Origin of the sequence: Amycolatopsis sulphurea, assembly GCF_002564045.1 — a bacterium.
In the GTDB taxonomy this organism is placed as follows: Bacteria; Actinomycetota; Actinomycetes; order Mycobacteriales; family Pseudonocardiaceae; genus Amycolatopsis; species Amycolatopsis sulphurea.
The window spans coordinates 1977884-2003993 of sequence record NZ_PDJK01000002.1 but is presented as its reverse complement, the minus strand read 5'-3'; the positions used below and the strand labels follow the sequence as shown (position 1 = coordinate 2003993).

Here is a 26110-nt window from a genome sequence, read left to right as displayed (position 1 = left end):
GTCAGCGCCCCACTTTCGCTTTGAGTGTGGTGACCACGTGGTCGGCGATGATGGCTGCGATGTCGCAGGAGTCGACTTTGCCGACGTTGTAGCTGCCGAGGCCGAGCCCGATTTGGAAGTCGAGGGTGTCGGCGAGCCCGACCGTGAGATGGCAGCTCCGGGTTTTCGGTCCTGGCTGGGTGTCGTAGGCCACGGCGGGGAAGCCCTGGATGGGTGGGAGTACGTCGAATCGTTTCATCTGGGACTTGACCTGCTTGTAGATGATGCTCAGGCCTTCGTGTTGCGTAGTCGTGAAATAGATCAACAACACGGACCCGCCGTTGCCGTCCCAGCTGCATACCGGTCCGAGGGCGCCGTCCTCGACTTTTCCGGGGATCCCGGGCCCGATGTCGTCGTGGATCTGTTTCGGGCTGAGTGCTTCGCAGGGGCTGCCTGACAGTACGGAGTCCGGTAGTGGGTGCGGGACTTTGGGTGCGCCGCCATAGGGCGGTATTTCCTTGAGCAGCATGGGATTGCTCGCGGGGCTCGGAATGCCGGGAGTGATGCTGGTGCAGGCAGTGAGCATCGTCGCCGAGATCAGCACGATAAAGGGAGCGCGGCGGTTCATGTCGTCTTTTCCTGGGGGCTGACAGTGCTCAGGAGGTCGGTCTGCTGATGGTCGCTCGACTTGGTCATGCTCAAGGCTGCTTCGATGCGTTGGATCAATTCGTCCAGGTAGGCTAGCTGAAGGTCGACGTGGCCGCCGCCGTAGGAGTACGCTCCGAGTTTTCCTGCGCCGTCGCCGACCAGTGCGACGTGTGCTGCGAGGGTCGAGGGGTCTTTCGACGGGGCAGTTATCCCGCACAGGTCGGCCACCGCGTCCTTCATTTTCAGCTGCCTGCCTCGGATGCCCTTCAGCTTCTCGAGGAGCTGTTTCGCCTCGTCGGGCTCCAGGACGAAGCCGTCCGGTGCGCTCGCCCTGGCTTCTCCGGTCGCGATAGTGAACCCGACGTCCTCGAACACAGTGCCCCCTCGGCGCGGTGTCTGCAATTGACTACAGACACCAAGGTAGCGGATCTGTGACCGCGCATGTGGGGCATTCCGGAAAGCCGTCATACGGAGGTCGGGTTTGGCGGGGATCTGCGCCATCTGGTTGCGGAGGTTGTCGTACAGGGTCGTGGTGTGAGTGCTGCCGTTGTCCAGAAAGGTCTGGTGTGCGTCGAGCATCGAGGCCCGGACTTTCTGCAGCCGCGCGGAAGCCTGATCGGATGCGTTACCCTGCCAGACCGATTCCAGGCTGCCCAGCGCCGTCGAGACGTCCTGGCTGAGCGCTTCCTGGTGGAGCTGGAAGTATTGCTTGGCAATGTCGGCGAGGTTCATGTCAGCGCCCCGCTTTCGCTTTGAGTGTGGTGACGACGTGGTCGGCGATGATGGCTGCGATGCCGCAGGCGTCGACTTTGCCACCGTTGTAATCGCCGAGGCTGAGCCCGATTTGGAAGTCGAGGGTGTCGGACAGCCCGACCGTGAGATGGCAGTCCCGGGTTTTCGGTCCTGGCTGGGTGTCGTAGGCCACGGCGGGGAAGCCCTGGATGGGTGGGAGTACGTCGAATCGTTTCATCTGGGACTTGACCTGCTTGTAGATGATGCTCAGGCCTTCGTGTTGCGTAGTCGTGAAATAGATCATCAGCAGTGATCCGCCACCGCTGTCGTCCCAGCTGCATACCGGGCCGAGGGCACCGTCCTCGACTTTTCCGGGGATCCCGGGCCCGACGTCGTCGTGAATCTGTTTCGGGCTGAGTGCTTCACAGGGACTGCCTGACAGTACGGAGTCCGGTAGTGGGTGCGGGACTTTGGGTGCGCCGCCATAGGGCGGTATTTCCTTGAGCAGCATGGGATTGCTCGCGGGGCTCGGAATGCCGGGAGTGACGCTGGCGCAGGCAGTGAGCATCGTCGCCGAGATCAGCACGATAAAGGGAGCGCGGCGGTTCATGTCGTCTTTTCCTGGGAGCTGACACTGTTCATGAGGCTGGTCTGCTGATGGTCGCTCGACTTGGTCATGCCCAGTGCGGCTTCAATGCGTTGGATCAATTCGTTCAGATAGGCTAGCTGAAGGTCGACGTGACCGCCGCCATAGGAGTACGCCCCGAGTTTTCCTGCGCCGTCGCCGACCAGTGCGACGTGCGCTGCGAGGGTCGAGGGGTCCTTCGACGGGGCAGCTATCCCGCACAGGTTGGCCACTGCGTTCTTCATTTTTCGCTGCCTGCCTCGGATGCCCTTCAGCTTCTCGAGGAGCTGTTTCGCCTCGTCGGGCTCCAGGACGAAGCCGTCCGGTGCGCTCGCCCTGGCTTCTCCGGTCGCGACGGTGAACTCGACGTCCTCGAACACAGTGCCCCCTCGGCGCGGTGTCTGCAATTGATTACAGGCAACAAGGTAGCGGATCTGTGACCACGCGTGTGGGCATTCCAGGAAATTGTCCTGTGGCTAGATGTAAATGCTTTAGACGCATTTTCCATAGGTATTTATGCTCTGATTTCACCTGCTCTGAATGCAAACGCAAGGGTCTGCAGACGAAAGAACCCCCGAACATCCGGCGACCGGGACGTTCGGGGGTTCGGGGGTTCGGGCGAAAGACGGCCTCAGATGGGCAGCTTCCGGAAGATCGGCCGGGGCACGTGCCGCAGGACGGACATCATCAGGCGCATCGGGGCGGGCGCCCAGACCAGCTCCTTGCCGCGGCGGGAAGCGTCCACGGCGATGTCGGCGACCTGTTGCGCGGTCACCGACAGCGGGGCGGGCTTGAGCCCCTCGGTCATCTTGGTCTTCACGTGCCCGGGACGGACCACGGTGGCCTTCACGCCGTGCGGCGCGAGCGCTTCGCCGAGGCCGAGGTAGAAGCCGTCGAAGCCGGCCTTCGTGGAGCCGTACAGGAAGTTCGACCGGCGTACGCGCTCGCCGGCCACCGAGGACAGCGCGATGATCCGGCCGTGGCCCTGCGTCTTGAGCTTCTCCGCCAGCACCACGCCCACCGACACCGCGGACGCGTAGTTCACCGTGGCCAGCTCGACTGCCTTCGCGTGGTCCTGCCAGACCTCTTCGGGATCGCCGAGCAGGCCGAAGGCGACCACCGTCACGTCGATGTCCCCGTCGGCGAAGGCCTCGTCAAGCACCTTCGGGTGCGAAGCGGTGTCCTTCGCGTCGAAGACCACTGTGGACACCTCCGCGCCACGGTCCTTCAGCCGCTGCGCCGCGGCCTCCAGCCGGGGCGACTGCCGCGCGGCGAGCACCACGCGCAGTGGCTTCTCGGCGAGGTACTTCTCCGCGATCGCCAACGCGATATCGGACGTGCCGCCGAGCAGCAGCAGGGACTGGGGATTTCCGACCGCGTCGATCACAGTGCGAGCCTCCGGCTCATGTCAGAGGCGAAAACGCCTTCGGGGTCAACGGCTGCGCGGACCTTCCGCCATTCCTCCAGCCGCGGGTACATCCGGGCGAAGGTCTCCGGCGAGGTGCGCGAGTCCTTCGCGGTGTAGAGCCGCCCGCCCGCGGCGAGGACCAGCTCGTCCAGCTCCCGGCAGAGTGCGCTGAGCCCCGGTTTGATCGGGAAGTCGAGACAGACCATCCAGCCGGTGTCGGGGAACGACAGCGGCGCGCGGTTGCCCTTGCCCATCTGCTTGAAGACGTTCAGCGCCGAGTAGTGCCCGGAGTGCGCGACCTTTTCCACGATCCGGCGGAGATCCTCGTTCGCGCCGATCGGGGTGCTGAACTGGTACTGCAGGAAACCCTTGCTGCCGTAGCCGCGGTTCCACTCTCCGACCAGGTCGAGCATGTGATAGAAGGCCGTGATGTTCTGGATCGCGCCCCGGCCGTGCTTCGGGGTGGACCGGTAGTAGAACTCGCCGATCGCGCTGAGCGAGAGCTTGTTCATCAGCCCGTTCGGGAACACGTCCGGCACGGTGAGCAGCTGCGGCGCGGAGAACTTCAGCGGCTCGGCGCGCTGCTTGGGCGTGAGGTCGTCGAGCCTGGCCAGCGAACCGCGGGCGAACGCCCCCCGGCCGAGCTTGCGGCCCTTGTTGATGGTGTCGAACCAGACCGACGAATACGTGTAGTTCTCGTCCGAACCGTCGCTGATCAGCGCGAGTGTGCCGTCCAGGTCGTCGGTACGGTCGTTGTCGACGATGAAGTACGCGCTCTCGGTCTTGGTCATCCGGATCGTGGCGCGCAGGATGATCCCGGTCAGCCCGATCCCCGCGACCGTCGCCCAGAACAGCTCGGATTCCGGGCCTTCCGGGGTGAGCGTGCGGATCGAGCCGTCGGCGGTGAGCAGGTCCAGCGAAACCACGTGGTTGCCGAAACTGCCCGCGGAGTGGTGGTTCTTGCCGTGGATGTCGTTGGCGATCGCGCCGCCGACGGTCACCTGGCGGGTGCCCGGCAGCACCGGGACCCACAGGCCGTACGGCAGCGCCTCGCGCATCAGCTTGTCGAGGCTCACCCCGGCGTCCAGCTCGACCAGCCCGCTGTCCGGGTCGATCGAATGGATCTCGTCGAGCACGGTCAGGTCGACCACCAGGCCGCCGGCGTTCTGTGCCGGGTCGCCGTAGGACCGGCCGAGGCCGCGGGCGATGACCCCGCGAGGGCCGGCGGAGGTGACCGCGCGGGCGATCTTCTCCACGTCGCGCGTGGCCAGCACGTCGGCGACGGTCCCGGCGGTGCGGGCCCAGCCGGTCAGCGTGCGGCGCGTGGTCTCGGGTGCTTGGCTCACCCGACCAGGGTAGCCACGCCGAATGCCGCCCGGGACGTGCCCCTGAAGTGACCGCTTCTACACTTTGCGCATCAAGGCACAAGCGTCCGCGCGTCAGTGACGACTCGTACGGACACCGACGCAATAAGCCGAGAAGGTACTTCCGTGGTGGCTACCGAACCGCAGAGTGAGACGACGCCGGCGACTCCGGCGGGCCCCGGTCTGCTGGGGCAGCTGATCCGCTTCGGCTTGATCGGCGGGTTCTGCGCCCTCCTCGATCTGGGGACGTATTCGCTGCTCAGGGCAATCGGCATGGATGCCGTACCGTGGGTGGACGTGGCCCGTGCGTGCAGCTTCGTGGTGGGCACGACCACCGCGTTCTTCCTCAACCGCCGGTTCACCTTCGCCGGCGGCCGCCGGGACGGAGGCGCCCAGATCGGCGGCTTCGTCCTGCTTTACGTGGTCACGTTCTTCGTCGCGGTCGGCGTGAATCAGCTCATGCTGCACGTGCTGGCGGAGTCGGCGTGGCAGTCCACGCTTGCCTGGGTGGTTTCGCAGGCCGGCGCTACGGTGATCAATTTCGTGATGCTCAAATGGGTCGTGTTCCGTGAACGGCCGGTAAAGGAGAACTGAGTTCGATGCCCGGTAAAGCAGCCCCGGTCGCCGAGACCGCCCCCGCGGGCGAGACGCGGTTCGCCGAGCACGCACCCCAGGGCCGGCTGACGGCCCAGCGGTGGCTGTTCGCCGGTCCGGCGCCGATCGTCAGCAAGGACCTCTACGCCGAGGTCGAGCAGGGCAACGCACTGCGTGAGCGCGGGAGCGTGTCGCTGGAGCCGTCCGCGAAGGTCACCGGCAACACCTACTTCGGCCGGTTCCCCGCCTCGTACTGGCAGCGCTGGACGACCGCGACCGAGGTCTCCCTCGAGGCCGTGGTGAGCGGGGACGGGCTGCTCTCGGTGGGCGCCTCCGACCTGGAGGGCGACGCGCGGGTGGTGGCCGCCGAGCAGGTGTCCGGCGCGCAGGGCCGCAAGGTCGCGCTCACCGCGAAGCTGGACAAGTTCCACGACGGCGGCGCCCTGTGGCTCGACCTGGAGACCGAGGGCGGCCAGACACTGCGCGTCGAGCAGGCCCGCTGGACCGTGGACGCGCCGGAGAAGATCCGCCCGACCGCGGTCACCATCTGCACCATGAACCGCGCCGACGACTGCCTGAAGAACCTCCAGGCGCTCGCCGCGGACGTGCACTCCCTCGACACCCTGGACGCCATCTACGTCGCCGACCAGGGCACCGACCTGGTCGAGTCGCGGGACGGCTTCGCGCAGGTCGTCAAGGACCTCGGCGACAAGCTGCACTACATCAAGCAGCCCAACCTCGGCGGCGCGGGCGGCTTCACCCGCGGCCTGTACGAGGTTGCCGGGCACACCGCCACCGAGCACGCGAACGTGCTGTTCATGGACGACGACGTGCTGCTGGAGCCGGACCTCGTGGTGCGGATGACGGCGTTCTCCAACCGCACCGCGAACCCGATCATCGTCGGCGGCCAGATGCTCAACCTGCTGCACCCGAACCAGCTGCACGTCGGCGCCGAGTACGCCCGGCTGAACACGCTGGAGCCGGGGCAGCCGGTGCAGCACTCGCTGACCACCGCGGACCTGCTCGGCGTGGACGAGGAGACCGGGGCCCCCAACCGGCAGGAGCGCCGGCTCGACGCCGGGTACAACGGCTGGTGGTCCTGCCTGATCCCGTACGAGGTCGTGAAGGCCATCGGTTACCCGATGCCGTTCTTCTTCCAGTGGGACGACGCGGAGTACTCCTACCGGGCGCGCGAGTACGGCTTCCCCACGGTGACCCTGCCGGGCGCCGGCGTGTGGCACGCGGACTTCCACTGGAAGGACTGGGACGAGTGGCACCGGTACTTCAACCTGCGTAACTCGATCATCACCGCGGCGCTGCACTCGCCGTTCAACCTGAACCTGCTCTCCCGGGTGCTGCTGGCGCAGCTGGTGCGGTACCTGCTGGGCATGCAGTACGGGCTGTCCGCGACCCTGATCAAGGCGGTCGAAGACTTCCTGGAGGGTCCTGAGGTCCTGCGTGACGGCGGGGTCGCGGCGATGAAGGAGATCCGCCGGATCCGTGACCAGTACCCGGAGACCAAGCGGCACAAGGCCACCGACGTGCCGGGTATCGCGTCGAACGACATCGGCATCATCAACAGCGCGCCGCGGCCGAGCATGCAGCGCCTGGTGCTGATCAAGCGGGTGCTCGACCGCGTGCTCGGCCGGAGCCGGTTCGGCCTCGGCGCGGTGCCGGTCGACGAGGCGCACTGGTGGCACATCGCGCTGTTCGACACGGTCGTGGTCACCGACGCCTCGCAGGAAGGCGTGCGGGTGCGCAGCTACGACAAGATCAAGATGTTCGAGCTCGCCAAGCGCGGCGCCAAGACCATCCAGCGTCTCCGCAAGGAGGGCCTGGCCGTGCAGGAGCAGTACAAGCGCGCGATGCCGGAGCTGACCTCGCGGGAGAACTGGCAGCGCCTCTACGAGCTCTGACCGCTCGCTTTCAGGAAAAGCTGTGAAGGGGCCCTTCACGGACTCAGAGTCCGTGAAGGGCCCCTTCACAGCTTTCTGGCCCGCCGCTAGACGGACAGGCCGAACTTGCCCTTGCGGCTCAGATCGTCGATGTAGGCCGCGGCGACGTGGGTGAAGTTGACCGACACCGTGTTGCCGTCGCGGGTGCGCACCGAGTGCACGCCGCTCCGGCTCAGGAGATCGGGGATCTTTTCCTCGACGGTGGGCGCCTCGTCGGCGGCGAGCGGGAACAGCAGGGGTTCGCCGCCCGCGGCCAGATGCAGGACGAGTGCCGGTTTCGGATCTGCCATACCTCCATGGCAGCAGTGGCGGATCACCCTCGGCAAGCAGGTTCGCGCACAGCGGAGCGGTTGCCGGTACGTTCGGACACGTGCCCGACGATCTCCGCGGGAGATCGAACCACGGATGAGCAAGGGTGAGCCGTGCCGTACTCGTTTTCGCTTTCGCCGGCGGCAGTCGATCTTCTCCTGGCCGAGCTGGGGCTCGGCCAGGCCCCGGTGCCGTTCACAGTGCCGCACGTCGGCATCACCACCGGGGAACGCGCGGCGATCCGGGACGCGGTCTTCCGCGACCTGGACGGCCGTGGCCTGCTTCGTCGCGGTTCGCTCGACGACGACATCGCGCTGGCGTTGCGCACCTTCGCCCGGCCCGCGGTCGCGGTGTCCGCAGCGGCGCAGCTGCACGGCGAGCAGCTGTTCGCGCGGGTTGCCTCGTCGGGGCAGTACGCGGTGCTGGTACGCCAGGACGGCGGGATGTTCGCGTTCGAGGAGGTCCGGCCGACCAACATCGTCCCGGTGATCGTCGACCTGCTGCCGCTGACGCCTGCGGCGCCTGGCCAGTCGGTCACCGTCGTACGCCCGGCGAAGAAGCAGCGCCAGGGCGACAGCTACGACCCGTTCGCCGGGGTGAGTGCTCCGCGTACGCACAACCCGCAGTTGCGCGCCGCGGAGCGGATCTTCGAGAAGCCACGGCTCGGCGTGGGCGAGTTCAGCATGTACGTACGCGATGAGAACGGCCGTGAGCGGGCGCTGCCGCCGTTGGCCTGGTTCGACACCGAAGCGGGCCGTTATCTGCTCAGCACCCGTGACTCCGGCGACGGCGACCGCTGGCTCACCTATTCGCCTGCGGACAATGCCCGTATTGCCCAGCAGTTGTTCACCCAGCTGGAAGGCTATTCCGTAAACGCCTGACCCGGGCCTCGCCGGTCAGTAGACTCCCGCGTATGAGCTCTGTTCCGGGTACCGACGCGCTCGCGGCCGGCGGGCTGGACGCCAAGGGCGTCGCCGAAGCTGCCGCCCAAACGCACAAACTGGTCGCTGCCGCGAAAGCCGGTGGCTTCACCATCGACGGCGAAGCGCTCGGCGACTTGCGCAATGCACTCACCGACATGGTCACGCGGCTGGGCGCGCTGCGCCCGAAGCTGCAGGTGCTCGCGTCCCCGCCACAGCTGGGCAGTCATCCGTACGGGCACACCGTGGCCGAGCACGACCGCAAGAGCGGCGCTGACACGGAAGGCTCCGCTGCCGACGTACTCGACCAGTTCGGCCGCCTGCTGAGTGAAGCCGATGAAGCGCTCGCGCGCGCGGCCGGTGTCTACACCGAGAACGAAGATCAGGCCATCGACACCCACCGCACCGTGAAGGGCGCCGAATGACCACGCAGATCCCGCAGCACGCGCTGGTCCCGTCCGACGCGGACTACCTGGGCCACGACCACCAGCAGCTCAAGTCGTTCGTCGAGAGCAACCTCGACGTCGCGCAGATCTCCTCGCTGTCGCAGGCGTACACGGAGCTGCAGAAGGCGTTCGAAGAATTCGCGACGCAGCTGAAGGGCGCCGTACAGAAGTCGAAGGGCGCGTGGGGCGGCGACGCGGCTGTCGGCGCGCAGGCGTACTTCGAGAACCTCAGCGAATGGGCCGACGCGAACTCGCAGAACGCGCAGGTGGCCGCGCAGTCGCTGGAAGAGCAGGGGCACGCCGCGCAGACCGCGAAGAACACCATGCCGGACGCGGTGCCGTTCGACTGGTCCGAAGAGTTCGACAAGTGGGTCAAGGCCGGTCCGCTGGGGCTCGGCGACTCGATCGATTCGACGCTGCAGAAACAGAACGAGAGCCGCAACGCGCACGAGCAGGCCGCCGAGACGATGTCGAACTACGACTCGTCGTTGCACCAGGCCGCTGCGAAGCAGCCGACGTTCGCCGAGCCGCCGAAATTTGCCGCTGCTTCGGGCGGATCAGGCATTCCGACGATGCCGTCCGCGGATCAGCACCAGGACAGCTCGTCCCCGGCCGCGCCGATCAGCGGCCATGCCACGGTGGGTGGGGGCGCCGGGGTTGCGTCGGCGCCGAGCGTGAGCAGTCCGGGCTCGTACACCGGTGCCGTCCAGACCCCGGCCCCGGACGCGGCCACCGTCGCGGCCGGTTACACCCCGCCTGCCGCGCACCCGGGTGCCGGCAGCGCCGCGTCGTCGGCGGGCATGGGCATGGGCGCGATGCCGATGGGTGGCATGGGCATGGGCGGTGGCTTCGGCGGCGACGAGGAACACCAGTCGAAGATCGGCCGTGGCGGCGGATTCGGCCCCGGACAGGACGCCGCAGGCCCTGGTTCGGCCGAGGTGGCCGCGGCCGGCATGGGCGGCGCCCCGGCCCGCCCCGGGATGGGTGGCCTCAGCCGTCCGTCCTATGAGGACGATCCGCAGCCCGGTTTCCTGCTGGAGATGGACGAACCGGAGGAGGACGACGTGTTCGGCCGGGGCAGCGCGGCCCCTCCGGTGATCGGGGAGTGAGCCGTGGGGCCGGGCGTCAGTAGCGGTAGAACCGCTCCGCCCGGCCCTGGCGGACCAGCTTCAGCCACTGCAGGAACGCCTTCGGATCGCGCTTCACGCCGACGAAGTACAGGCCGAAGCGCAGTACCTCCAGCGCGCCGATCTTGCGCATTCCCGGCTGGGACAACAGAAAACCGCGGTTGCGGTAGGTGTAGTAACGCTTGACCTCGTTCTCCGGGTCCTGCGCGTGGAACTTCCCGCCCAGCATCGGCTTGAACTCGTCCGAGCCGTCCGGGTGCAGATAGGTGGTACGCAGCGAGGTGCCGAAGGGCAGCCCGGAGCGGACCAGCCTGCGGTGCAGTTCCACCTCGTCGCCGCGGAAGAACAGCCGCAGATCCGGCACCCCGGTCACGTCCAAAGTGGACGCACGGAACAGTGCGCCGTTCATCAGCGAGGCGATGCCGGGCAGGAAGTCCGTGCCGAGTTCGGCGGGCGAGCGCTTCCAGGTCAGCCCGCGGCGCAGCGGGAAGGCCAGCTTCGCCGGTGCGTCGATGTTCGCCACCACCGGGGAGATCTCGGCCAGCCCGCGCTTCTCGGCTTCCTCCAGCAGGATCGCCAGCACGTGCTCGTCCGCCGGGCGGCCGTCGTCGTCGGCCAGCCACACCCATTCCGCGCCGAGCGCGAGCGCGTGCAGCATGCCGAGCGCGAATCCGCCTGCCCCGCCGAGATTCCGGTGCGAGGGCAGGTACGTGACGGGCAGCGGATAGTTCGCCACCACGTCGCGGGCCGGCTGATCCGGGCCGTTGTCCACCACGACGAGGTGGTCGACCGGGCGGGTCTGCGCGGCGATGATCTTCAGCGAGTCCGCGAGCAGCTCCCGGCGGTGCCGGGTGACCACCACGCCGACGACCGCACCGTCGGGCAGCTGCCGGGTCTCGCTGGTCATCATTCGCCGCCGTTCGTCGTGGGCGCGGCGGTGACGCCGAGCCGTTCGAGGCCTTCCTGGCTCATGTTCTCGTACGGATCGCGGCCCTTGTAGGCGGTGAGCACCTCGCGCAGCGAGCCGTGCTGCTTCACGTGGCCCTCGTCCATCCAGATGGCCGAATCGCACAGCTCCATGAGGAACTCGTCGGAGTGGTTCGCGAACACCAGGATTCCGGAGCGCTTCACCAGATCCTTGAGCCGGTCCCGGGCCTTGTTGAGGAACGCCGCGTCGACCGCGCCGATGCCCTCGTCGAGGATCAGGATCTCCGGGTCGATCGAGGTGACCACGCCGAGCGCGAGCCGCACCCGCATGCCGGTGGAGTAGGTGCGCAGCGGCATCTGCAGGTAGTCGCCGAGTTCGGTGAACTCCGCGATGTCGTCCACCCGCTTCTCCATTTCCTTGGCACTCATGCCGAGGAACAGCCCGCGGATGATGATGTTCTCCACCCCGGAGATCTCCGGGTCCATGCCGATGCCGAGGTCGAACACCGGCGCGATCCGGCCCTGGATCCGCGAGGAACCGCGGGTGGGCTCGTAGATCCCGGCGAGCAGCCGCAGCAGCGTGGACTTGCCCGCGCCGTTGTGCCCGACCAGGCCGACCCGGTCGCCCTCGCGCAGGCTGATCGACACGTCGTGCAGTGCCTCGATGATCGGCACCTTCTGGTCGGTGCCGATCCGGCCGCCGACCTTGCCGAGCACCCGCTTCTTCATCGACCGCGTCTTCGCGTCGAAGATCGGGAAATCGACGTAAGCGTTGTAGACGTCAATGCTGACCATGTGTCACACCCAATACGAGACGCGGGAGCGGTAATTGCGCATGGCGACGAGCGCGAGCCCCCAGCCGACGACGGTGATCGAGCCGACCACCACCCAGCTGGTCCAGGCGACCGACTGGCCGATCAGCGGGGAGCGGGTCACCTGCATGTAGTGGTACAGCGGGTTCGCCTTGATGAACGGCAGTGCCCAGGACACACCCGATCGCGAACCGCCGTTGAGCAGCTGGTCCACCGGCCAGACGATCGGCGTGCCGTAGAACAGCAGCTGCACCAGGGAATTGATCACCTGCGGGATGTCGCGGAACCGGGTGGAGATGATGCCCAGCAGCAGCGAGGCCCAGCCCGCGGTCAGCGCGAGCAGCACGAAACCGGGGATCGCGAGGAGAATGCTCCAGCTCAGCCCGGGATGGCAGAACAGGCCGGGCGCGCACGCGCCGTCCGGGAAGCCTTCCTTGGTACCAAGCGAGTACGGGTCGTCCAGCGCGCTGAAGAAGATGATCAGCAGCACCACGTAGACGATCATGTTGTGCGCGAGCAGCAAGGTCTGGCGCCAGACCGTGCGCAGCACATAGACACTCAGCGGCGCGGGGAGCTGTTTGATCATCCCCTCGTTCGCGATGAACGTCTCCATGCCCTCGGTCAGGCAGCCCTGGATGAAGCCCCAGATGATGAAGCCGGTGGAGAGGTAGGGCAGGAACACCTGGATCGGCGTGTGGAACAGCTGCGAGTACAGCAGTCCCAGCCCGAGCGCGATGACGCCCTGGCTGATGGTGATCCAGAACGGCCCGATCACCGAGCGGCGGTACCGCTGCCGGATGTCCTGCCAGCCCAGGTGGGTCCACAGCTCGCGGGCTGCGAGGCCCTCCTTGAGGTCGGCTATCGCCCTGGAGAAGGTCTTACGGTCCGACGAAGGCGGAGCCTGCGTCGAAACCTCGGGTTCGGCTGCGTGAACCGTGCTGGTGGCATGCACGTGGACGAGGGTACCGATGGGACGGGCCGGGCCCTGTCCGGCCCGTCGATTGTCCCGGCGTGGCGCGGGAGTCCCTCGAATTCGTTGCCGGGGCACGTCGTTAAGATGAAGTGATGTCGGCCTCTGAAAGCAGGACCGGATTGCCGCAGTCCACCGATTCGCGCCCGCTCTACTACTTGGTCGCCCCCGTTGGTCACCCCAACTACGGCGACGAACTCATCACGGCCGGCTGGCTGCGATACCTCGCCGAAACGGCACCGGAAGCCGATGTGTGGGTCGATACCCACTCTCCCGGCCCGGCCACCGTTCTGCTGGACGGCCTGCACCCACGGGCGAAATTCACCGACACGCTGTGGCGGCTGTGCTGGGAGGCGCCGGACGAGGATCCGTGGCGCGCCGCCGCTTGGGTGCGCGAAGCCGTGCACAATCCCGGCATGATGCCGAGGCTGCACCACGGCATCGAATTGCTGTCGCGGGTGGATGTGATTCACGTGGTCGGCGGCGGCTACATCAACAAACTGTGGCCGAAACAGATCGGTCTGCTCGCGGGTGCCGCGGCGACCGTCGAGCGTTCGGGCGGCCGGGCCGCGATGACCGGGCACGGGCTGCTGCCGGTCTGTGACGACGTGATACCGCTGGTGCGCGCGCTGACCGATCACTTCGAGGTGGTCGACGTGCGCGACGATGCGTCCGCCGAGCTGCTGGGCGTGCAGACCGGTCTCGACGACGCGTTCCTGGCGCTGCGCCCCGAGCAGTACGAGGCTGCCGAAGACCTGCCCGAGGTCATGCTGTGCCTGCAGTCGGATCTGGTCGAAGTGGGCGTCGGGGCGCTGGCCGGTGCGGTGCTCGCGATGCTGCGGGCCTGGAAGGTGCCGGGGCACAAGGTGGGTGTCGTGGAAGGCGTCCCGCGGGTCGACCGGGAAGTGTTCGCGCTGTTCGAACGAGAGCTGCCCGGCGCGCGGTTCTACCCCTTCTCGCACATCTGGACGCACGGGCTGCCCGCGGCCCCGCACCAGACCTGGATCTCCACCCGCTTCCACCTGCACATGCTCGCCGCGGCCGCCGGTGCGTCGGGTGTCGCGGTCTCGATCCACCCGGACTACTACGCGACGAAGCACCGGTCGCTCGAAGCGCTGGGGTCGAACTGGACGCTGCTGGAGGACCTGTCCCAGGTCCCGGAACGCCCGACCGCCGGCGGTTACCGTCCGGAACTGCTGGACCAGTTCAGAAGCTCGAAGCGAGTACTGGCGGCGCAGGTCTACGCGCCGGTCGTCCGCCCGGTGCCGGAACCGGAAGCGCCCCAGCCTGAACCGCCGGCGCCCGAACCGTCGGCGCGGGCCCGGTGGTCGAGGCGCTGGCGCGCGTAGCCCGGTTCGCCGCCCGGAAATCCGCGCCGGGTACTGCCGGGGTGTGAAGGCCCGGCAGTACCCGGAGAATCCGCGGTTTCCGTCGCCGGAATCGGTGCGCGTCACCACCGGCTCAGGCGGACCCGGTGCATTCCGGCGCCGTTTCCGGCAGGGGTGCCGAACTGTGCGCCCAGCGGTTTTCGACCAGGCGTCCGTTCGCCGGATCGGCATTTCCTTGCGCGCGGCGAACCGGGTTCAGAGGTACTGCCCGGTCCCGCTGATCCCCGGCCCCTCGCCGGGCCGCCCCGGCACCATGCCCGAGGGCCCCGCGGGCAGGCCGCGGCGCATCTGCTCCAGCTGGACCCGGGCCGCCATCTGCTGGGCGAACAGGGCTGTCTGGATGCCGTGGAACAGGCCCTCCAGCCAGCCGACCAGCTGGGCCTGCGCGATCCGCAGCTCGGCGTCGGAGGGCGTGCGGTCGTCGGTGAACGGGCGGACCAGCCGTTCCAGCTCCTCGCGCAGCTCCGGGGCCAGCGCCTCCTCCAGCTCGCGCACCGAGGTCTGGTGGATCTCGCGGACCCGGTCCCGGCTGGCGTCGTCCAGCGGTGCCGCGCGGACCTCCTCCAGCAACTGCTTGATCATGGTGCCGATGCGCATCACCTTGGCCGGTTCCTCGACCAGGTCGCCAACCGCGTCGGCGGGTTCACCCTCAGGGGTCACCGGTGTGGTGCCGACCGGAACTCCGTCCGGACCTACGACCATCACGTGCGGTGCCGAATCGTCACCGCCTGCGCCCGAAGTCCGGAAGTTCGGCTCGCTCATGTGCTCCATCCCCGTCAACTGAGGTGTCCGTTTCGTGTCCGAGGGTAGCGGCTTCCGGGTATCGGGTGCAGTTCTGCCCAACCCCGCGGTGACCGGGAAACCGCACGTCCGTACGGTGTGCTCCATGGCGTTCGACGTCGCTCGTATCCGCGGACTGTTCCCCGCACTGGGGGACGGCTGGATCCACTTCGACGGCGCCGTCGGGATGCTGGTACCGGAGCAGGTCGCCTCCGCGGTCTCCACCGCGATGCGGGCCCCGGTCTCTGGGCCGGGCGGTGCCTTCCCGGCCTCCCAGCGCGCGGAGAGCATCGTCACCGCGGCGCGGCGGGCGGTGGCCGATCTGGTCGGGGCCGATCCGGCCACGGTGGTGCTCGGGCCGAGTTCCTCGGTGCTGCTGCGCCGCCTGGTCGACGCGCTGGCCGAGCGCTGGACGATCGGCGACGAAGTGGTCGTGTCCCGGTTGGACGAAGAGGCCAACATCGCGCCGTGGCGCCGGGCCGCGAAGCGCGTCGGGGCCGTGGTGCGCTGGGGCGAGATCGACATCGAGACCTGCGAGCTGCCCGCCTGGCAGTACGAGAACCTGGTGTCCGCGCGGACCAAGGCGGTCGCGGTCACGCTGGCCTCCGGTTCGGTGGGTACCCGCCCGGACGTGCCGACGGTGATCGAGTTCGCCAAGCGAGTGGGTGCGCTGGTCGTGGTCGACGCCACTTACGCGGCCCCGTTCGTCCCCCTGGACCTGCAGGAGCTGGGCGCGGACGTAATGGTCGTGTCCGCGCAGGCGTGGGGCGGGCCGGCGGTGGGCGCGCTGGTGTTCCGCGACCCGGAGCTGCTGGAGCGCATCTCCTCGGTCTCGCTTGAGCCGAACGCGCGCGGCGCGGCCCGGCTGGAGCTCGGCGCGCACCCGTACCCGCTGCTGGCCGGGCTCGTCGCGTCGATCGACTACCTGGCCGGGCTGGACGACGCGGCGACCGGTTCCCGCCGCGAGCGGCTGGTGACCTCGCTGGGCTCGGCCAAGTCGTACCAAGCGGGACTGCTCGCGCAGCTGTCCACCGAGCTGCGCTCGCTCCGGCACGTGATGGTGATCGGCGACGCGATGCGCCGGATCCCTTCGCTCGCGTTCACCGTCGCGAACAAGAAGGCGCCGGAGATCTCGGAGTACCTGGCTTCCCAGGGCCTGTGCGCGTTCGCCGACGACGGCTCCGGCGGCGTGTTCGCGTCGCTGGGAGTCGCCGAGGTCGGCGGCGCGGTGCGGATCGGGCTCGCGCACTACTCGAACGTCTTCGAGGTCAACCAGCTGGTACGGGTCCTCGAAGAGCTTCGCTGAAAGGCTGTGAAGGGCCCCTTCACGGACTCAGAGTCCGTGAAGGGGCCCTTCACAGACCTTCACGGACTTCCGCGGTCGGCGCAGGGCCCTCACGCCGACTTTGCCGACACCCTGGACTCTGAGGCTGTCAAGGGGCCCTTCACAGCTCAGGACTTGGCGGCGAGCAGGACCTTGCCGAACACGGTGCCCTCTTCGAGCATCCGATGCGCGGAAGCGGCCTCGGCCATCGGCACGACCTGGCCGACCACCGGCGCCACCGAACCTTGCTCGACCAGCGGCCACAGCCGCTCCCGCACCTCGGCGACGATCGCTGCCTTCTGTTCCAGCGGACGGAATCGCAGCCCCGCCGCGTACACGCCGGCGCGTTTGCCGATCAGCTTGCCCAGGTTCAGCTCGCCCTTCACCCCGCCCTGCATGCCGATCACGACGAGCCGCCCGTCCATGGCGAGTGCGTCGATGTTGCGGTCGAGGTATTTCGCGCCCATGTTGTCGAGAATGACGTCGGCGCCGTTCGTTTCGGCCCGCAGTACCTCGACGAAGTCCTGCTCCTTGTAGTTGATCACCACGTCCGCACCGAGCTGGCGGCAGCTCTCCAGCCGCTCCGGCGAACCCGCGGTGACCGCGACGGTCGCGCCGAGCGCCTTGCCGACCTGGATGGCGTGCGTGCCGATCCCGCCCGCGCCACCGTGCACCAGCAGGACCTGACCCTCGCGGAGACCGGCGTGCATCACCACGTTTGCCCATACGGTGCAGGCAACTTCGGGCAGCCCGGCCGCGGTGATCGTCTCCACCTCACCGGGCACCGGGAGCAGTTGCCCGGCGGGCACGGTGGCCTTCTCGGCGTACCCGCCGCCGGCCAGCAGCGCGCACACCTCGTCACCGACCTGCCAGCCTTCGACGCCTTCGCCGAGTTCCGCGATCACGCCGGAGCATTCGAGGCCGAGGACCTGGCTGGCACCGGGCGGAGGTGGGTAGTTTCCTTGCCGCTGCAGCAGATCGGCCCGGTTCACCGCGCTCGCGACGACCTCCAGCAGCACCTCACCGGGGCCGGGGCGCGGATCGGGCACCTCGGTCCATTCGAGCACGTCGGGGCCACCGGGTTCGCGGATCGTGATCGCCTGCATGGGCCCGACTGTAACCCGCTTCGCGCCGCTCGCGCTCAGCCGAGATCGTTGGTGCCGAAGGTGTTGCAGCGAGCCGGTTGCCCGGTCTGGAACCCGGTGGTGAACCACTTCTCGCGCTGCTTGGAAGTGCCGTGCGTGAAGCTCGATTCGTTGACGTGGCCGCTGCCGAGCTTCGACTGGATGTAGTCGTCGCCGATCCGGGCGGCCGTGTCCAGCGCGCGGGAGATGTCGTCCTTCGTGACGTCCTGCACCAGCGGTTTGCCGGATTCGGTCGGCGTTGTGCTTGCGTGGTTGGCCCAGACCCCGGCGTAGCAGTCGGCTTGCAGCTCCAGGCGCACCGAACCGCCGGTCGGGCCGCTGCCGTTGCCACGCTTCGACGTGCCGGTGAGGTTCTGCACGTGGTGGCCGTACTCGTGGGCCAGCACGTACGCCTCGGTGAACAGCCCGCCCTTGGCGCCGAAGCGGGTCTTCAGCTCGTTGAAGAAGGACAGGTCGATGTACACGTGCGAGTCGGCAGGACAGTAGAACGGGCCGGTGTCGGAAGTGGCGCTGCCGCAGCCGGTGCGTACGCCGCCGTTGAAGAATCGCGTGGTGGCCTTGCGGTAGGTCTGGCTGGAGCGGGCGAACTGCTGGGTCCAGTAGTCCTGCACCGAGTTGACGATGGCGACGATCGCACAGTCGTGGTCGCGATTCGCGTCCGCGCCGGTGCGGCATTTCTGGGCGAGCGTGGTGGCGTCCACCTGCTGCCCGGAACCGACGCTGCCGAGCCCGGGGCCACTGGCCGGGTTCGGAGTGCTGCTCGCGCCGCCGAACTGGGACATCAGGATGTAGATGACGAGCCCGACCAGCCCGAGCCCGCCACCGCCGAGGGCGACCCGGCCGCCGATCCCGCCACCGCCGCTGCCGCGCAGGTCTTGGACCTCGGAGCTGTCGAGTCCCGCGTTGTCGTCGAATCGCACGGCGAAAGCCTACTGTGCCGATCATTACCAATCCGACCACAGTCACGGCCTAATGGCTTCGTAGCAACGGTTACGTGCCGGGTGGGGGTCGGCCTACTTGGTCGGACTAGTAACCGCGGTCCGGAAACGCAGACTGGGTGCGGCCCTGCGCTCTGGCGGGCCGCACCCAGGTACTACCGAGGTTTCGAGTGGCGGTTGGCCACCGGCCGGGCCGGCGTCCGGCGATGCCTTCGCGGTGCCGAGGCCGCGAAGTGAAGCAGCGCCAGATCGACGCCGTGGTGCGCGTGATCGATGCCGGGCGCACCGCTAGTGCCTGCCTGCTGCTGTTCACAGTCGCGACCGAACCGGATCGAGGCCGTGCCGGCCGCGGGTACACAGCGGGCGGTCAACCGCGGGGATCACCTGCCATGCCACCACCTGGCCTCTCCACGTGGGCGACCCGGGCCGGCGTACCCCTGCGGCGCGCTTCAGTACCCGAATCACCCTCCGCTCACAAGAAGGATGCGCTTCTTCGCGCCGAGTCTCAACCTTTCCGTAACCCCTCCTTCGGGCGAAGTTTGCCGGAAGAGGCCACGTTCGGTCGCAAATGCTTGGCACGCCTAGGCTTCGTGAATGATCGACGACCACCCCGGCGTGCGCTGGCTCCGCGGACCCGAACAGCACGCTTGGCGGGCGTACATCGTCGCTTCGCTACGGTTGCGGCAGCGGTTGCATCGTGAGCTGACCGAGGCACACGCGATCTCCCTCGTCGACTACGAGGTGCTGGTCTGCCTCGACGCGGTCGGCGACCCGGCCAGAATGACCGACCTGGCCGCGCAGCTGGGTTCGACCAAGAGCAGGCTGTCGCACCAGATCAGCAAACTGGAAGCGGCCGGCCTGGTCCGCCGCCGCCCGGACCCGGACGACAAGCGCGGCGTGCTGACCGAACTGACCACGCCGGGCAGGCGGCTGCTCACCCAAGCCGCCCCCACGCACGTGCGCGGCGCTCGCGAGCACCTGATCGACCTGCTCACCCCGCAGGAACAGATCACCGTGGGCACGGTGTTCACCCGCGTCCTCGAACACCTGGACGAGGCCGAGGGCAGGCGCGATACGCTGACCGGTGAGGAAGCGTGGCAGAGCGGCCGAATGCAGACGCCTTGAAAGCGTCCGTAGGGAAACCTACCGGGGGTTCAAATCCCTCCGCTTCCGCCAGCCGCCGCCCCCGGCCCGGTCCGCCGGGTGTGGGGGCGGCCGGGTATCGGCCCGCAAGAGCTTGGGAGATCAGGGATTCTTCAGTTCCCGCAACGCCATCCGGGCGCGGACCTCGGGGCGGCGCAGCGGTGGAACGGTGGCCGGCGGCTGGCGGCGTTGCGGTAGTTCGTCGAGCAGGCGGGTGGTGATCGCGGCGATTTCCGCGACCGCCTCTTCGAACGGGTCGCGGGTGGCCTCCGACAGGGACTGCACGCCGGAAACCTTGCGCACGTACTGGCGTGCCGCGGCTTCGATCTCTTCCGTGGTCGCGGCGGGCTGCAGGCCGCGGAGGGTGGTGATGTTTCGGCACATGTGGTTCAGGGTACGACTCTGCGGAAGCCCCCATCACACTCTCGTGCCAACCTCGTTGACGTCGTGTGCGGACCCCCGGCACTCTCGGTGAAGTGTCCCTCAGACCTCGGTCCCGCCGTCTCGGACGGCCGGTCGCCTCCGCTGCTCCCGCCGGTCCCGGTTCCGGTGACACCCCGATCCCCGAGCAGGCCTGGCACCGGGTGCCGGCCGAGGAACTGATCGCACTCGTCTCGCACATCCTGGTGGCGCACGGCTTTCCGGAAGTCCGGGCGCGGATGGCCGCGGAAGCGTTGTGCCACGGCGATCTCACCGGTGCGCCGGACACCGGCGTCGCGGAGCTGACCCGGTTGCACCTGCCCGCGGTGGAAAGCGGGTTCGTGACGCCTGGGGCCGAACCACTGCTGATCGCCGATCGTGGGGCGGCCGCGCTCATCGATTATCGCAGGGCCAGTGGGTTGTGGGCGGTGGGCGACGCGATGGACCGCGCGGTCGTGCGGGCCGGGCGGTTCGGTGTCGGGCTGGTGTCGATGCGCGGGGCCGGTCCGTTCGGCCGGGCCGGGCACCACGCGGCGCGCGCGCTGCCGCACGGGATGATCGGGCTGGTGCTGGCCGCGGGCGGCGTGGACGAGCATCCCGCGAACCCGCTCGGCATGGCCGCCCCGGGCGGGGCGTACCCGGAGTTCATGCTGGACGTGAACCTCGGCGACGCGGCGCGGAACCCGGAGTTCGCCGGGTTCGCGCTGATGGTGGACGTGCTGGCCGGTGTGCTCTCGGGCGTCGCCGATCACGAGCACGACACCGGGCTGCTGGTCATGGCGATCGCCCCGACCACGCTGCGTAGCGCGGACGGCTTCTACCGCGCGGCGAGCGCGTTGTTCGGCAGCATGCTCGGCTGGGAGGGCGGCGCCCCGATCCGCTACCCGGGCTGGCGGGAGGCGCAGTATCTGGAACAGTGCCGGGCGCTGGGCGTGCCGCTGTCCGCCTCGGTCCGTCGTCAGCTGGACTCGCTGGCGCTCGGCCTCCGCCGGTCGCCGCTGAGCACGGTGGGCTAGCTGTGATGGCCACGAGGGGTGGTCACCACACCAAGGCGTGTTCCCGGCTGCCGCCGACGTCGTTCAGCCGGTCGTGACCCGTCCCTGTTCTCCGCCGACGGCCACCACGTCACCCTCGGTGAGCTGACGGCCGCGGCGGGTCTCGATCTCGCCGTTCACGGCGACCTCTTCCGCTTCGATGAGGTCCTTCGCGTGCGCGCCGTCCTCGGCGAGGCCGGCCAATTTCAGGAACTGGCCCAGCCGGATCGGGGCGCCGGTGATCGGGACGTCACGCACGGGGTGGCTCATGCGCCGCATCATGTCACGGGCCCGCGGTGGCTTGGCGGTAGAGCGCGGCCACGTCGTCGTCGAAGTAGCTGGAGTAGGACACGTCGTCGGTGTCGCCGCCGTATTCGTACCCGCCGATCACGCCCACCACGGTGCCGAGCTCGGTGTTCGGATCCGGGTCCTCGATCCACGGGCCGCCGCTGGTGCCGGTGGCGAACCCAGGGCACTCCACGCGCAGCTGGAAGGTTTCCTCCCGTTTAGTGGTGGTGGCGCAGACCGCGGGGGTGTCGATGCCGTCCGGATAGCCGGTCACCTTCACCGGCCGCTCCGCCGGACTGTTCACGGCCAGCTTGTTCGCCCCGGTCAGCGATTCCACGGTGGTGTCCGAACCGGCACGGCGCACCTTGGCGAATCCGACATCCAAGTCCTGATCGGAGGAATCGGACCACCCCGGGAGCACCCGCTCGTCGCTGACCTCCCAGTAGCCGTACGGGGCGACTCCGTCGTGAAAGCCGGGAGCGAAGCTCACGCCGGTCAAGTACGAGCCGTCCTGACCGTCGTGGATGCAGTGCGCCGCGGTGACCACTTCGTTGCCTTGGTCGCTGTGCACCACGCTCGCCGTGCAGTAGTGCGTGCCGTCCAGGAACAGCGCGCCGACGGCGGAGTTCGCCGGCTTGGCCGCGGCGGTGGGCACCGTTTCGACGGTGTGGTCCGCACTCGCGACGAGGAGGCCGTTCGTGCACACCAGTGCGACCGCCACGATCACGACTCGCCGCACAACACCTCCTGAAGGCTTCCGTTCGCACTCAGTATCCGAACTCCCGGGTGAGATCGGTGCGAGGAACCGTGAGAAAGGATTTCACGGGCGAAGTGGCGGTGATCACCGGTGCCGGGTGGGGGCCGGTCGCGTGCTCGGGTATGCACCGGTCCGTGTCGCCCGGCAGACGTGGCCGAGCTGACCTCTCGCCCGGCTGTTCCGGTGACGGCACGCGGCCACTATCTCGAATACGTTCGGATTCGCCGGATCGCCCGAGTGGAGTTCGCGTAACGCGGCGAAGTTCATTCATCGAGTCACTGCGTGCATCCTGGCGGAATCAAACCGGCATCGCGGGCCGCGCGGTGTCCGGGACGCGCGAGCCGCGGCCTGGTTCGAGGAAATTTCCTTTATCACAAAGAAGAAAGCGGCTGAGACGATCCTGCGCGGATCCGTATTGCATCGACGCTCTGGTGATCGGCGAGGTCACTTATCAGTGATCAGTTGTCGTCCCCCTCGGTCCGCACTCCAACGGTGGAGCCGCCTTCTGGTGAAAACAATGATCACTCGATGGAGTTGGGTTTCTGACAGATCCATCGGAAATGTACCAGAATGGTGGGGTCCACCCGTGCGCCCGTGCCCCGGAGGTATGCCCGATGCTGCGCCTCGCCGAGCGGCGACCGGCCGCAACCGCCGACCGCTCCGCCGCGGAGCTGGCCGATCGGACCGGGATCATCGCCGCCAGTGTGCCGGGCAGTTCGAAGCGGGCGGGTAAGCCGGGTGGGGGCAGGCGGCTGACGGGCGGGCTGGGCGCGGCAGGGTGGGGCGCGGTCGGGCGACTTATCGACAAGTCGAGCGTGGGCGGGCAACGGGGACCCGGGGCGGGCGCAGCCGAACAGGTCGTGGGTGGGCAGGTTGTGGGTGGGCAGGTTGTTGACGGTCCGACTGTGGACGAGCTGCTCGTGAACGGTCCGACCGCCGCCGGGGCGGGCGTGGCGGCGACCGGCTGTACGCAGGCCGGGTCGGGTGTGGCGGCGACCGGCTGTGCGCAGGCTGGGTCGGGTGTGGCGGCGGCTGGCGGCGTGCAGGCTGGGTCGGGCGTGGCCGAGGCCGGCGGCACGCAGGCCGGGGCGGTTCCGGTCGCAGTCGGCAGGGTGCTGGTCTCGCCCCAGGCCGTGGTGGGGCGCCGGAGCCGGCGTGCCGTGGTCATCGGGGCGTCGGCGGTCATGCTGGTCGGGCTCGGCTGGCTGGGTGGCGGGCTGGTGACCGGTGGGTTCTCCGGTTCGCGCCCCGACACGGTGGCGACGCAGGCCGAGCCGCAGGTCGTGGTGGCTCCGCCGGGCTCCTGGCCCACGCGTCCGCAGGTGCCGGTGACCTCGGAAGCCGGACCGGCCACGGTTTACGTGCCGGTGTCCCCGCAGGAGCGGCCGATCCGGAAACGGGTCACCACGCCGCCGCCGGTCACCCCGCGCCAGGACATTCCCCTCGGCCCGCGCCAGGACGTTCCCCGGGCTGGCGCGGATCAGGACGCACCCCGCGCGGGCGACAACCCGCCCGCACCGGCACCGAGCGTCGCGTCCAGGAGCGACTTCCAGAAGGTCGTCGACCATCGGTGGCAGCCGTGGACGGGCTTGGTGCGGAAAACGGCAGGCGGTCGCTGACGGCCCGTCCCGTCGGATCGGTAACGGACTACGACAATCGGGTCGGTGGTGGCCGACCCGTATCTGCTAAAGCTGTGAAGGGGCCCTTCACGGACTCAGAGTCTGTGAAGGGCCCCTTCACAGACCTGAAACCGGTCTGGAACAGGTCCGGCAGGTGAGGGGCCAGCGACGGCTCAGCCGACCCAGACGTACTCGTGTTCCGGCCGTCCGGTCGCGCCGTAGCGCAGGCGCATGTCCACTGCGCCGGATTCGGCCAGTGCGGTCAGGTAGCGCTGTGCGGTGGCGCGGGCCATGCCCAGTTCGCGGGCGACCTCGGCGGCCGAGAGCGGGGCCGGTGAGCTGCGCAGCCGTTCGGACACCAGCCGCGCGGTGGCGCTCGACTGGCCCTTCGGCGCGGCTGCCCGGTCCTGGTCGTGCAGGGCGCGGAAGGCGCGGTCCACGTCGTCCTGGTTGAGGGGGCGTTCGGTGCGCACCAGGCCCCGGTAACGCGCGTAGGAGGTCAGCCGTTCGGAGAGTTGCCGGGTGGTGAACGGCTTGATCAGGTAGTTCAGCGCGCCGGCGCGGATGGCGGCGGTCACCGAAGTGGCGTCCGTCGCGGCGGAGAGCACGATGGTGTCGGTCTGCAGTTCGGGCAGGACGGACAGGCCGGGCTCGTCGGGCAGATACACGTCGAGCAGCACCAGGTCCGGGGCCAGTTCGCGGACGCGGGCGCGGGCCTCGGCGGCGGTGTGCGCGATGCCGGCCACGGTGAAGCCCGGCACCTCCGAGACGAAACCGGCATGCACCCCGGCTACCCGGAAGTCGTCGTCGACGATGAGGGTGCGGATCATCAGGGGACCTCCAAGGTGCTCAGCAGACCGGGGAGCTTCGCCACGAACAGGGCGCCCGACGCACCGCCGCCGGGGTCGGCGAGCCACACCTCACCGTCGTGGGCGCGGGCGGCCTGCCGGGCCAGCGCCAGCCCGAGCCCGTGGCCGGGGGCCAGTTTGGTGGACACGCCCTCGTCGAAAAGCTTTTCCCGCAACGGTTCCGGCACGCCGGGTCCACTGTCCACAACGGACACGTGCAGGGTGTCGCCGTCGGCGAGCAGGCCGATCTCGACCGCAGCGGGGCGGCGTGGCCCGAGCCGGGCCGCGTGCAGGGCGTTGTCCACCAGGTTGCCGATCACGGTGCCCGCGGCGACCGGGTCGGTCACCGCGGCGGGCACCCACGAGTCGTCGGCCAGTCGTAGCTCCATGCCTTTTTCCTGGGCCTGCTCGCTTTTCGCGGCCAGCAGCGCCCGTAAGTACGGGTCGGCGATCTGGTCGCCGGGCGGCTCGGCGCGGGCGCCGGTGGTCTCGGTGAGCGTCTGCAGGTACTCCTCGGCTTCGGCGTGGTGGCCGAGCTGCAACAACCCGGACAGGGTGTGCAGCCGGTTCGCGAACTCGTGCCGCTGCGCCCGCAAACCGTCGGACAGCGAGCGGATGCCGTCGAGTTCACGGGTGAGCGTGTCGAGGTCGGTGCGGTCCCGGAAGGTCAGCACGGTACCGAGCGGTCGTTCCTCACGCCGCACCGCGCGGGAGTTGATCACGAGCACCCGATTTCCGGCCACCGCAAGGAGATTGTCCACCGGCACGCCTTCCGCGACGGCCATCTGCAGCCGCGGCGAGAGGTCCAGCTCGGCCAGCGGCGTACCGACCGGGAGGGCGGTACCGAGCAGCCGCTCCGCCTCGTCGTTGCGCACCGTGACCCGTTGTTGCGCGTCGAGCGCCAGCACGCCTTCGCCGATGCCGTGCAGCACGGCTTCGCGCTCGTAGAGCAGCTCGGTCAGCTCCTGCGGTTCGAGGCCGTGGGTCACTCGCCGAAGCCGGCGGTTCAGCAACGCCGACGCACCGGCGCCGAGCAGCAGCGCCCCACCGGCGAACAGCGAAGTCAGCTCTATCAGCCGGTTGACGTCGCCGGTCAACTCCGTGACGGTGAAGCCCACGCTGACCTCGCCCACCACCCGATCGCCCTGCTCGATCGGGGTCTTGCTGCGCACGGACAGTCCGAGCGTGCCCTCCTGCACGGCGCTCACCACGTCCTGGCCGGAGAGCGCCTCCTTGGCCGAGGTGCTCACCCGGTCGCCGATGCTGCCCGGGTCGGGGTGCGCCAGCCGGATCCCCTGGTCGTCGGTGATCACCACGAACAGCACCTCGTTCGCCTTGGTCACGGCCTGCGCCCGCGTCTGCAGCGGCCCGCCCTGCTGCCGCGCCGCGGCTCCGGCGATCACCACCGGGTCCGCCGCCACCGACTTCGCGATCGCCAGCGCGCGTTCGCCGTACTGCTCGGTCAGCGTCGTGCGCAGCAGCCAGGCCACCAGCGCGACGCCGAGGCCCACCACGAGCACCACCACGCCGATCTGCAGCAGCAGGACCTGACGGGTGAACCGCATCCGCGGAAAGAGCGCCAGCTTCGGCATGCCAGGGAACATACTCCC

General features: G+C 68.8%; 28 protein-coding genes and 1 tRNA gene. 11 read left to right on the top strand and 18 right to left on the bottom strand.

Going from position 1 to position 26110, the window contains the following annotated elements:
- Nucleotide 1 precedes the first annotated feature (1 nt).
- From ATK36_RS15380 to dprE1, 6 genes are all read right to left on the bottom strand, one after another.
- Nucleotides 2-607: a DUF3558 domain-containing protein gene (locus tag ATK36_RS15380; RefSeq protein WP_098512121.1), complete on the bottom strand. Its 606-nt coding sequence runs from the start codon at nt 605-607 to the stop codon at nt 2-4.
- Complete coding sequence (locus ATK36_RS33565; protein WP_245914759.1) at nt 604-1359, bottom strand: hypothetical protein; 756 nt, start codon at nt 1357-1359, stop codon at nt 604-606. The genes ATK36_RS15380 and ATK36_RS33565 overlap by 4 nt, the downstream gene beginning before the upstream one ends.
- A 1-nt stretch (nt 1360) precedes the next feature.
- Nucleotides 1361-1969, bottom strand: coding sequence for a DUF3558 domain-containing protein (locus ATK36_RS15370; protein ID WP_098512120.1), 609 nt, complete (start codon nt 1967-1969; stop codon nt 1361-1363).
- Nucleotides 1966-2364: a hypothetical protein gene (locus ATK36_RS15365; protein ID WP_098512119.1), complete on the bottom strand. Its 399-nt coding sequence runs from the start codon at nt 2362-2364 to the stop codon at nt 1966-1968. The genes ATK36_RS15370 and ATK36_RS15365 overlap by 4 nt, the downstream gene beginning before the upstream one ends.
- A gap of 251 nt (nt 2365-2615) precedes the next feature.
- Nucleotides 2616-3371 carry a decaprenylphospho-beta-D-erythro-pentofuranosid-2-ulose 2-reductase gene (dprE2, locus tag ATK36_RS15360; RefSeq protein WP_098512117.1) on the bottom strand — a complete coding sequence of 252 codons (756 nt, stop codon included), beginning with the start codon at nt 3369-3371 and terminating at the stop codon, nt 2616-2618.
- A complete protein-coding gene (gene dprE1 / locus ATK36_RS15355) occupies nt 3368-4738 on the bottom strand; it encodes a decaprenylphosphoryl-beta-D-ribose oxidase (RefSeq protein ID WP_098512116.1) in 1371 nt (456 codons plus the stop codon). The genes dprE2 and dprE1 overlap by 4 nt, the downstream gene beginning before the upstream one ends.
- Nucleotides 4739-4882: 144 nt before the next feature.
- On the opposite strand from dprE1, the gene ATK36_RS15350 reads away from it, so the two are divergent.
- Both ATK36_RS15350 and ATK36_RS15345 read left to right on the top strand, forming a co-directional pair.
- Nucleotides 4883-5350, top strand: coding sequence for a GtrA family protein (locus ATK36_RS15350; protein ID WP_098512114.1), 468 nt, complete (start codon nt 4883-4885; stop codon nt 5348-5350).
- Nucleotides 5351-5355: 5 nt separating this feature from the next.
- Complete coding sequence (locus ATK36_RS15345; RefSeq protein ID WP_098512113.1) at nt 5356-7266, top strand: glycosyltransferase; 1911 nt, start codon at nt 5356-5358, stop codon at nt 7264-7266.
- Nucleotides 7267-7352: 86 nt separating this feature from the next.
- On the opposite strand, the gene ATK36_RS15340 is transcribed toward ATK36_RS15345, so the two are convergent.
- On the bottom strand, nt 7353-7595 hold the full coding sequence (locus ATK36_RS15340; protein ID WP_098512111.1) for a hypothetical protein: 243 nt from the start codon (nt 7593-7595) through the stop codon (nt 7353-7355).
- 132 nt (nt 7596-7727) lie between these two features.
- On the opposite strand from ATK36_RS15340, the gene ATK36_RS15335 reads away from it, so the two are divergent.
- The 3 genes from ATK36_RS15335 to ATK36_RS15325 are packed head-to-tail and all read left to right on the top strand — an operon-like array spanning nt 7728 to nt 10089.
- Nucleotides 7728-8495 carry an ESX secretion-associated protein EspG gene (locus tag ATK36_RS15335; protein WP_098512110.1) on the top strand — a complete coding sequence of 256 codons (768 nt, stop codon included), beginning with the start codon at nt 7728-7730 and terminating at the stop codon, nt 8493-8495.
- A 32-nt stretch (nt 8496-8527) separates the two neighbouring features.
- On the top strand, nt 8528-8959 hold the full coding sequence (locus ATK36_RS15330) for a hypothetical protein (protein WP_098512108.1): 432 nt from the start codon (nt 8528-8530) through the stop codon (nt 8957-8959).
- The gene (locus tag ATK36_RS15325; RefSeq protein WP_098512107.1) at nt 8956-10089 is read left to right on the top strand and encodes a hypothetical protein; all 1134 of its coding nucleotides are present in this window, start codon (nt 8956-8958) and stop codon (nt 10087-10089) included. Before ATK36_RS15330 ends, ATK36_RS15325 begins: the two co-directional genes overlap by 4 nt.
- A 16-nt stretch (nt 10090-10105) precedes the next feature.
- Here the strand turns inward: ATK36_RS15325 and glfT1 are convergent, their stop codons facing one another.
- The 3 genes from glfT1 to wzm are packed head-to-tail and all read right to left on the bottom strand — an operon-like array spanning nt 10106 to nt 12798.
- Nucleotides 10106-11014 (bottom strand): galactofuranosyltransferase GlfT1, encoded by a 909-nt coding sequence (gene glfT1 / locus ATK36_RS15320; protein WP_170069746.1) that lies wholly within the window; start codon nt 11012-11014, stop codon nt 10106-10108.
- A complete protein-coding gene (wzt, locus tag ATK36_RS15315) occupies nt 11014-11829 on the bottom strand; it encodes a galactan export ABC transporter ATP-binding subunit Wzt/RfbE (RefSeq protein ID WP_098512104.1) in 816 nt (271 codons plus the stop codon). Before wzt ends, glfT1 begins: the two co-directional genes overlap by 1 nt.
- A 3-nt stretch (nt 11830-11832) precedes the next feature.
- Nucleotides 11833-12798 carry a galactan export ABC transporter permease subunit Wzm/RfbD gene (gene wzm, locus ATK36_RS15310; RefSeq protein WP_098512102.1) on the bottom strand — a complete coding sequence of 322 codons (966 nt, stop codon included), beginning with the start codon at nt 12796-12798 and terminating at the stop codon, nt 11833-11835.
- Nucleotides 12799-12911: 113 nt separating this feature from the next.
- Here wzm and ATK36_RS15305 point away from each other — a divergent pair, with 113 nt between their 5' ends.
- Nucleotides 12912-14165, top strand: a complete 1254-nt coding sequence (locus ATK36_RS15305) for a polysaccharide pyruvyl transferase family protein (RefSeq protein ID WP_098512101.1) — start codon at nt 12912-12914, stop codon at nt 14163-14165.
- A 234-nt stretch (nt 14166-14399) separates the two neighbouring features.
- Here the strand turns inward: ATK36_RS15305 and ATK36_RS15300 are convergent, their stop codons facing one another.
- A complete protein-coding gene (locus ATK36_RS15300; protein ID WP_098512099.1) occupies nt 14400-14975 on the bottom strand; it encodes a bacterial proteasome activator family protein in 576 nt (191 codons plus the stop codon).
- Nucleotides 14976-15090: 115 nt separating this feature from the next.
- Between ATK36_RS15300 and ATK36_RS15295 the strand changes: the two genes are divergently transcribed.
- Nucleotides 15091-16290, top strand: coding sequence for a cysteine desulfurase-like protein (locus ATK36_RS15295; protein ID WP_098512098.1), 1200 nt, complete (start codon nt 15091-15093; stop codon nt 16288-16290).
- Between the two features lie 146 nt (nt 16291-16436).
- Here ATK36_RS15295 and ATK36_RS15290 read toward each other — a convergent pair whose 3' ends face one another.
- Both ATK36_RS15290 and ypfJ read right to left on the bottom strand, forming a co-directional pair.
- Entirely contained in the window at nt 16437-17414 is a 978-nt protein-coding gene (locus ATK36_RS15290) for an NAD(P)H-quinone oxidoreductase (protein WP_098512096.1), read from the bottom strand.
- A gap of 35 nt (nt 17415-17449) precedes the next feature.
- Complete coding sequence (ypfJ, locus tag ATK36_RS15285; RefSeq protein ID WP_098512094.1) at nt 17450-18373, bottom strand: KPN_02809 family neutral zinc metallopeptidase; 924 nt, start codon at nt 18371-18373, stop codon at nt 17450-17452.
- Between the two features lie 612 nt (nt 18374-18985).
- On the opposite strand from ypfJ, the gene ATK36_RS15280 reads away from it, so the two are divergent.
- The gene (locus ATK36_RS15280) at nt 18986-19516 is read left to right on the top strand and encodes a MarR family winged helix-turn-helix transcriptional regulator (protein WP_098512093.1); all 531 of its coding nucleotides are present in this window, start codon (nt 18986-18988) and stop codon (nt 19514-19516) included.
- Nucleotides 19480-19567, top strand: a tRNA-Ser gene (locus ATK36_RS15275). Before ATK36_RS15280 ends, ATK36_RS15275 begins: the two co-directional genes overlap by 37 nt.
- 69 nt (nt 19568-19636) lie before the next feature.
- On the opposite strand, the gene ATK36_RS15270 is transcribed toward ATK36_RS15275, so the two are convergent.
- Complete coding sequence (locus ATK36_RS15270) at nt 19637-19918, bottom strand: DUF2277 domain-containing protein (RefSeq protein ID WP_098512091.1); 282 nt, start codon at nt 19916-19918, stop codon at nt 19637-19639.
- Nucleotides 19919-20010: 92 nt separating this feature from the next.
- Between ATK36_RS15270 and ATK36_RS15265 the strand changes: the two genes are divergently transcribed.
- Entirely contained in the window at nt 20011-20970 is a 960-nt protein-coding gene (locus tag ATK36_RS15265; RefSeq protein ID WP_170069745.1) for an Ldh family oxidoreductase, read from the top strand.
- A gap of 63 nt (nt 20971-21033) precedes the next feature.
- Here the strand turns inward: ATK36_RS15265 and ATK36_RS15260 are convergent, their stop codons facing one another.
- Both ATK36_RS15260 and ATK36_RS15255 read right to left on the bottom strand, forming a co-directional pair.
- The gene (locus ATK36_RS15260; protein WP_098512088.1) at nt 21034-21258 is read right to left on the bottom strand and encodes an RNA-binding S4 domain-containing protein; all 225 of its coding nucleotides are present in this window, start codon (nt 21256-21258) and stop codon (nt 21034-21036) included.
- A 13-nt stretch (nt 21259-21271) separates the two neighbouring features.
- Nucleotides 21272-22015: a trypsin-like serine peptidase gene (locus tag ATK36_RS15255; RefSeq protein ID WP_098512087.1), complete on the bottom strand. Its 744-nt coding sequence runs from the start codon at nt 22013-22015 to the stop codon at nt 21272-21274.
- A 632-nt stretch (nt 22016-22647) separates the two neighbouring features.
- On the opposite strand from ATK36_RS15255, the gene ATK36_RS15250 reads away from it, so the two are divergent.
- A complete protein-coding gene (locus ATK36_RS15250) occupies nt 22648-23652 on the top strand; it encodes a hypothetical protein (RefSeq protein ID WP_098512085.1) in 1005 nt (334 codons plus the stop codon).
- 173 nt (nt 23653-23825) lie between these two features.
- On the opposite strand, the gene ATK36_RS15245 is transcribed toward ATK36_RS15250, so the two are convergent.
- Entirely contained in the window at nt 23826-24482 is a 657-nt protein-coding gene (locus ATK36_RS15245; protein WP_098512084.1) for a response regulator, read from the bottom strand.
- Complete coding sequence (locus ATK36_RS15240; RefSeq protein ID WP_098514908.1) at nt 24482-26065, bottom strand: sensor histidine kinase; 1584 nt, start codon at nt 26063-26065, stop codon at nt 24482-24484. Before ATK36_RS15240 ends, ATK36_RS15245 begins: the two co-directional genes overlap by 1 nt.
- Nucleotides 26066-26110 lie beyond the last annotated feature (45 nt).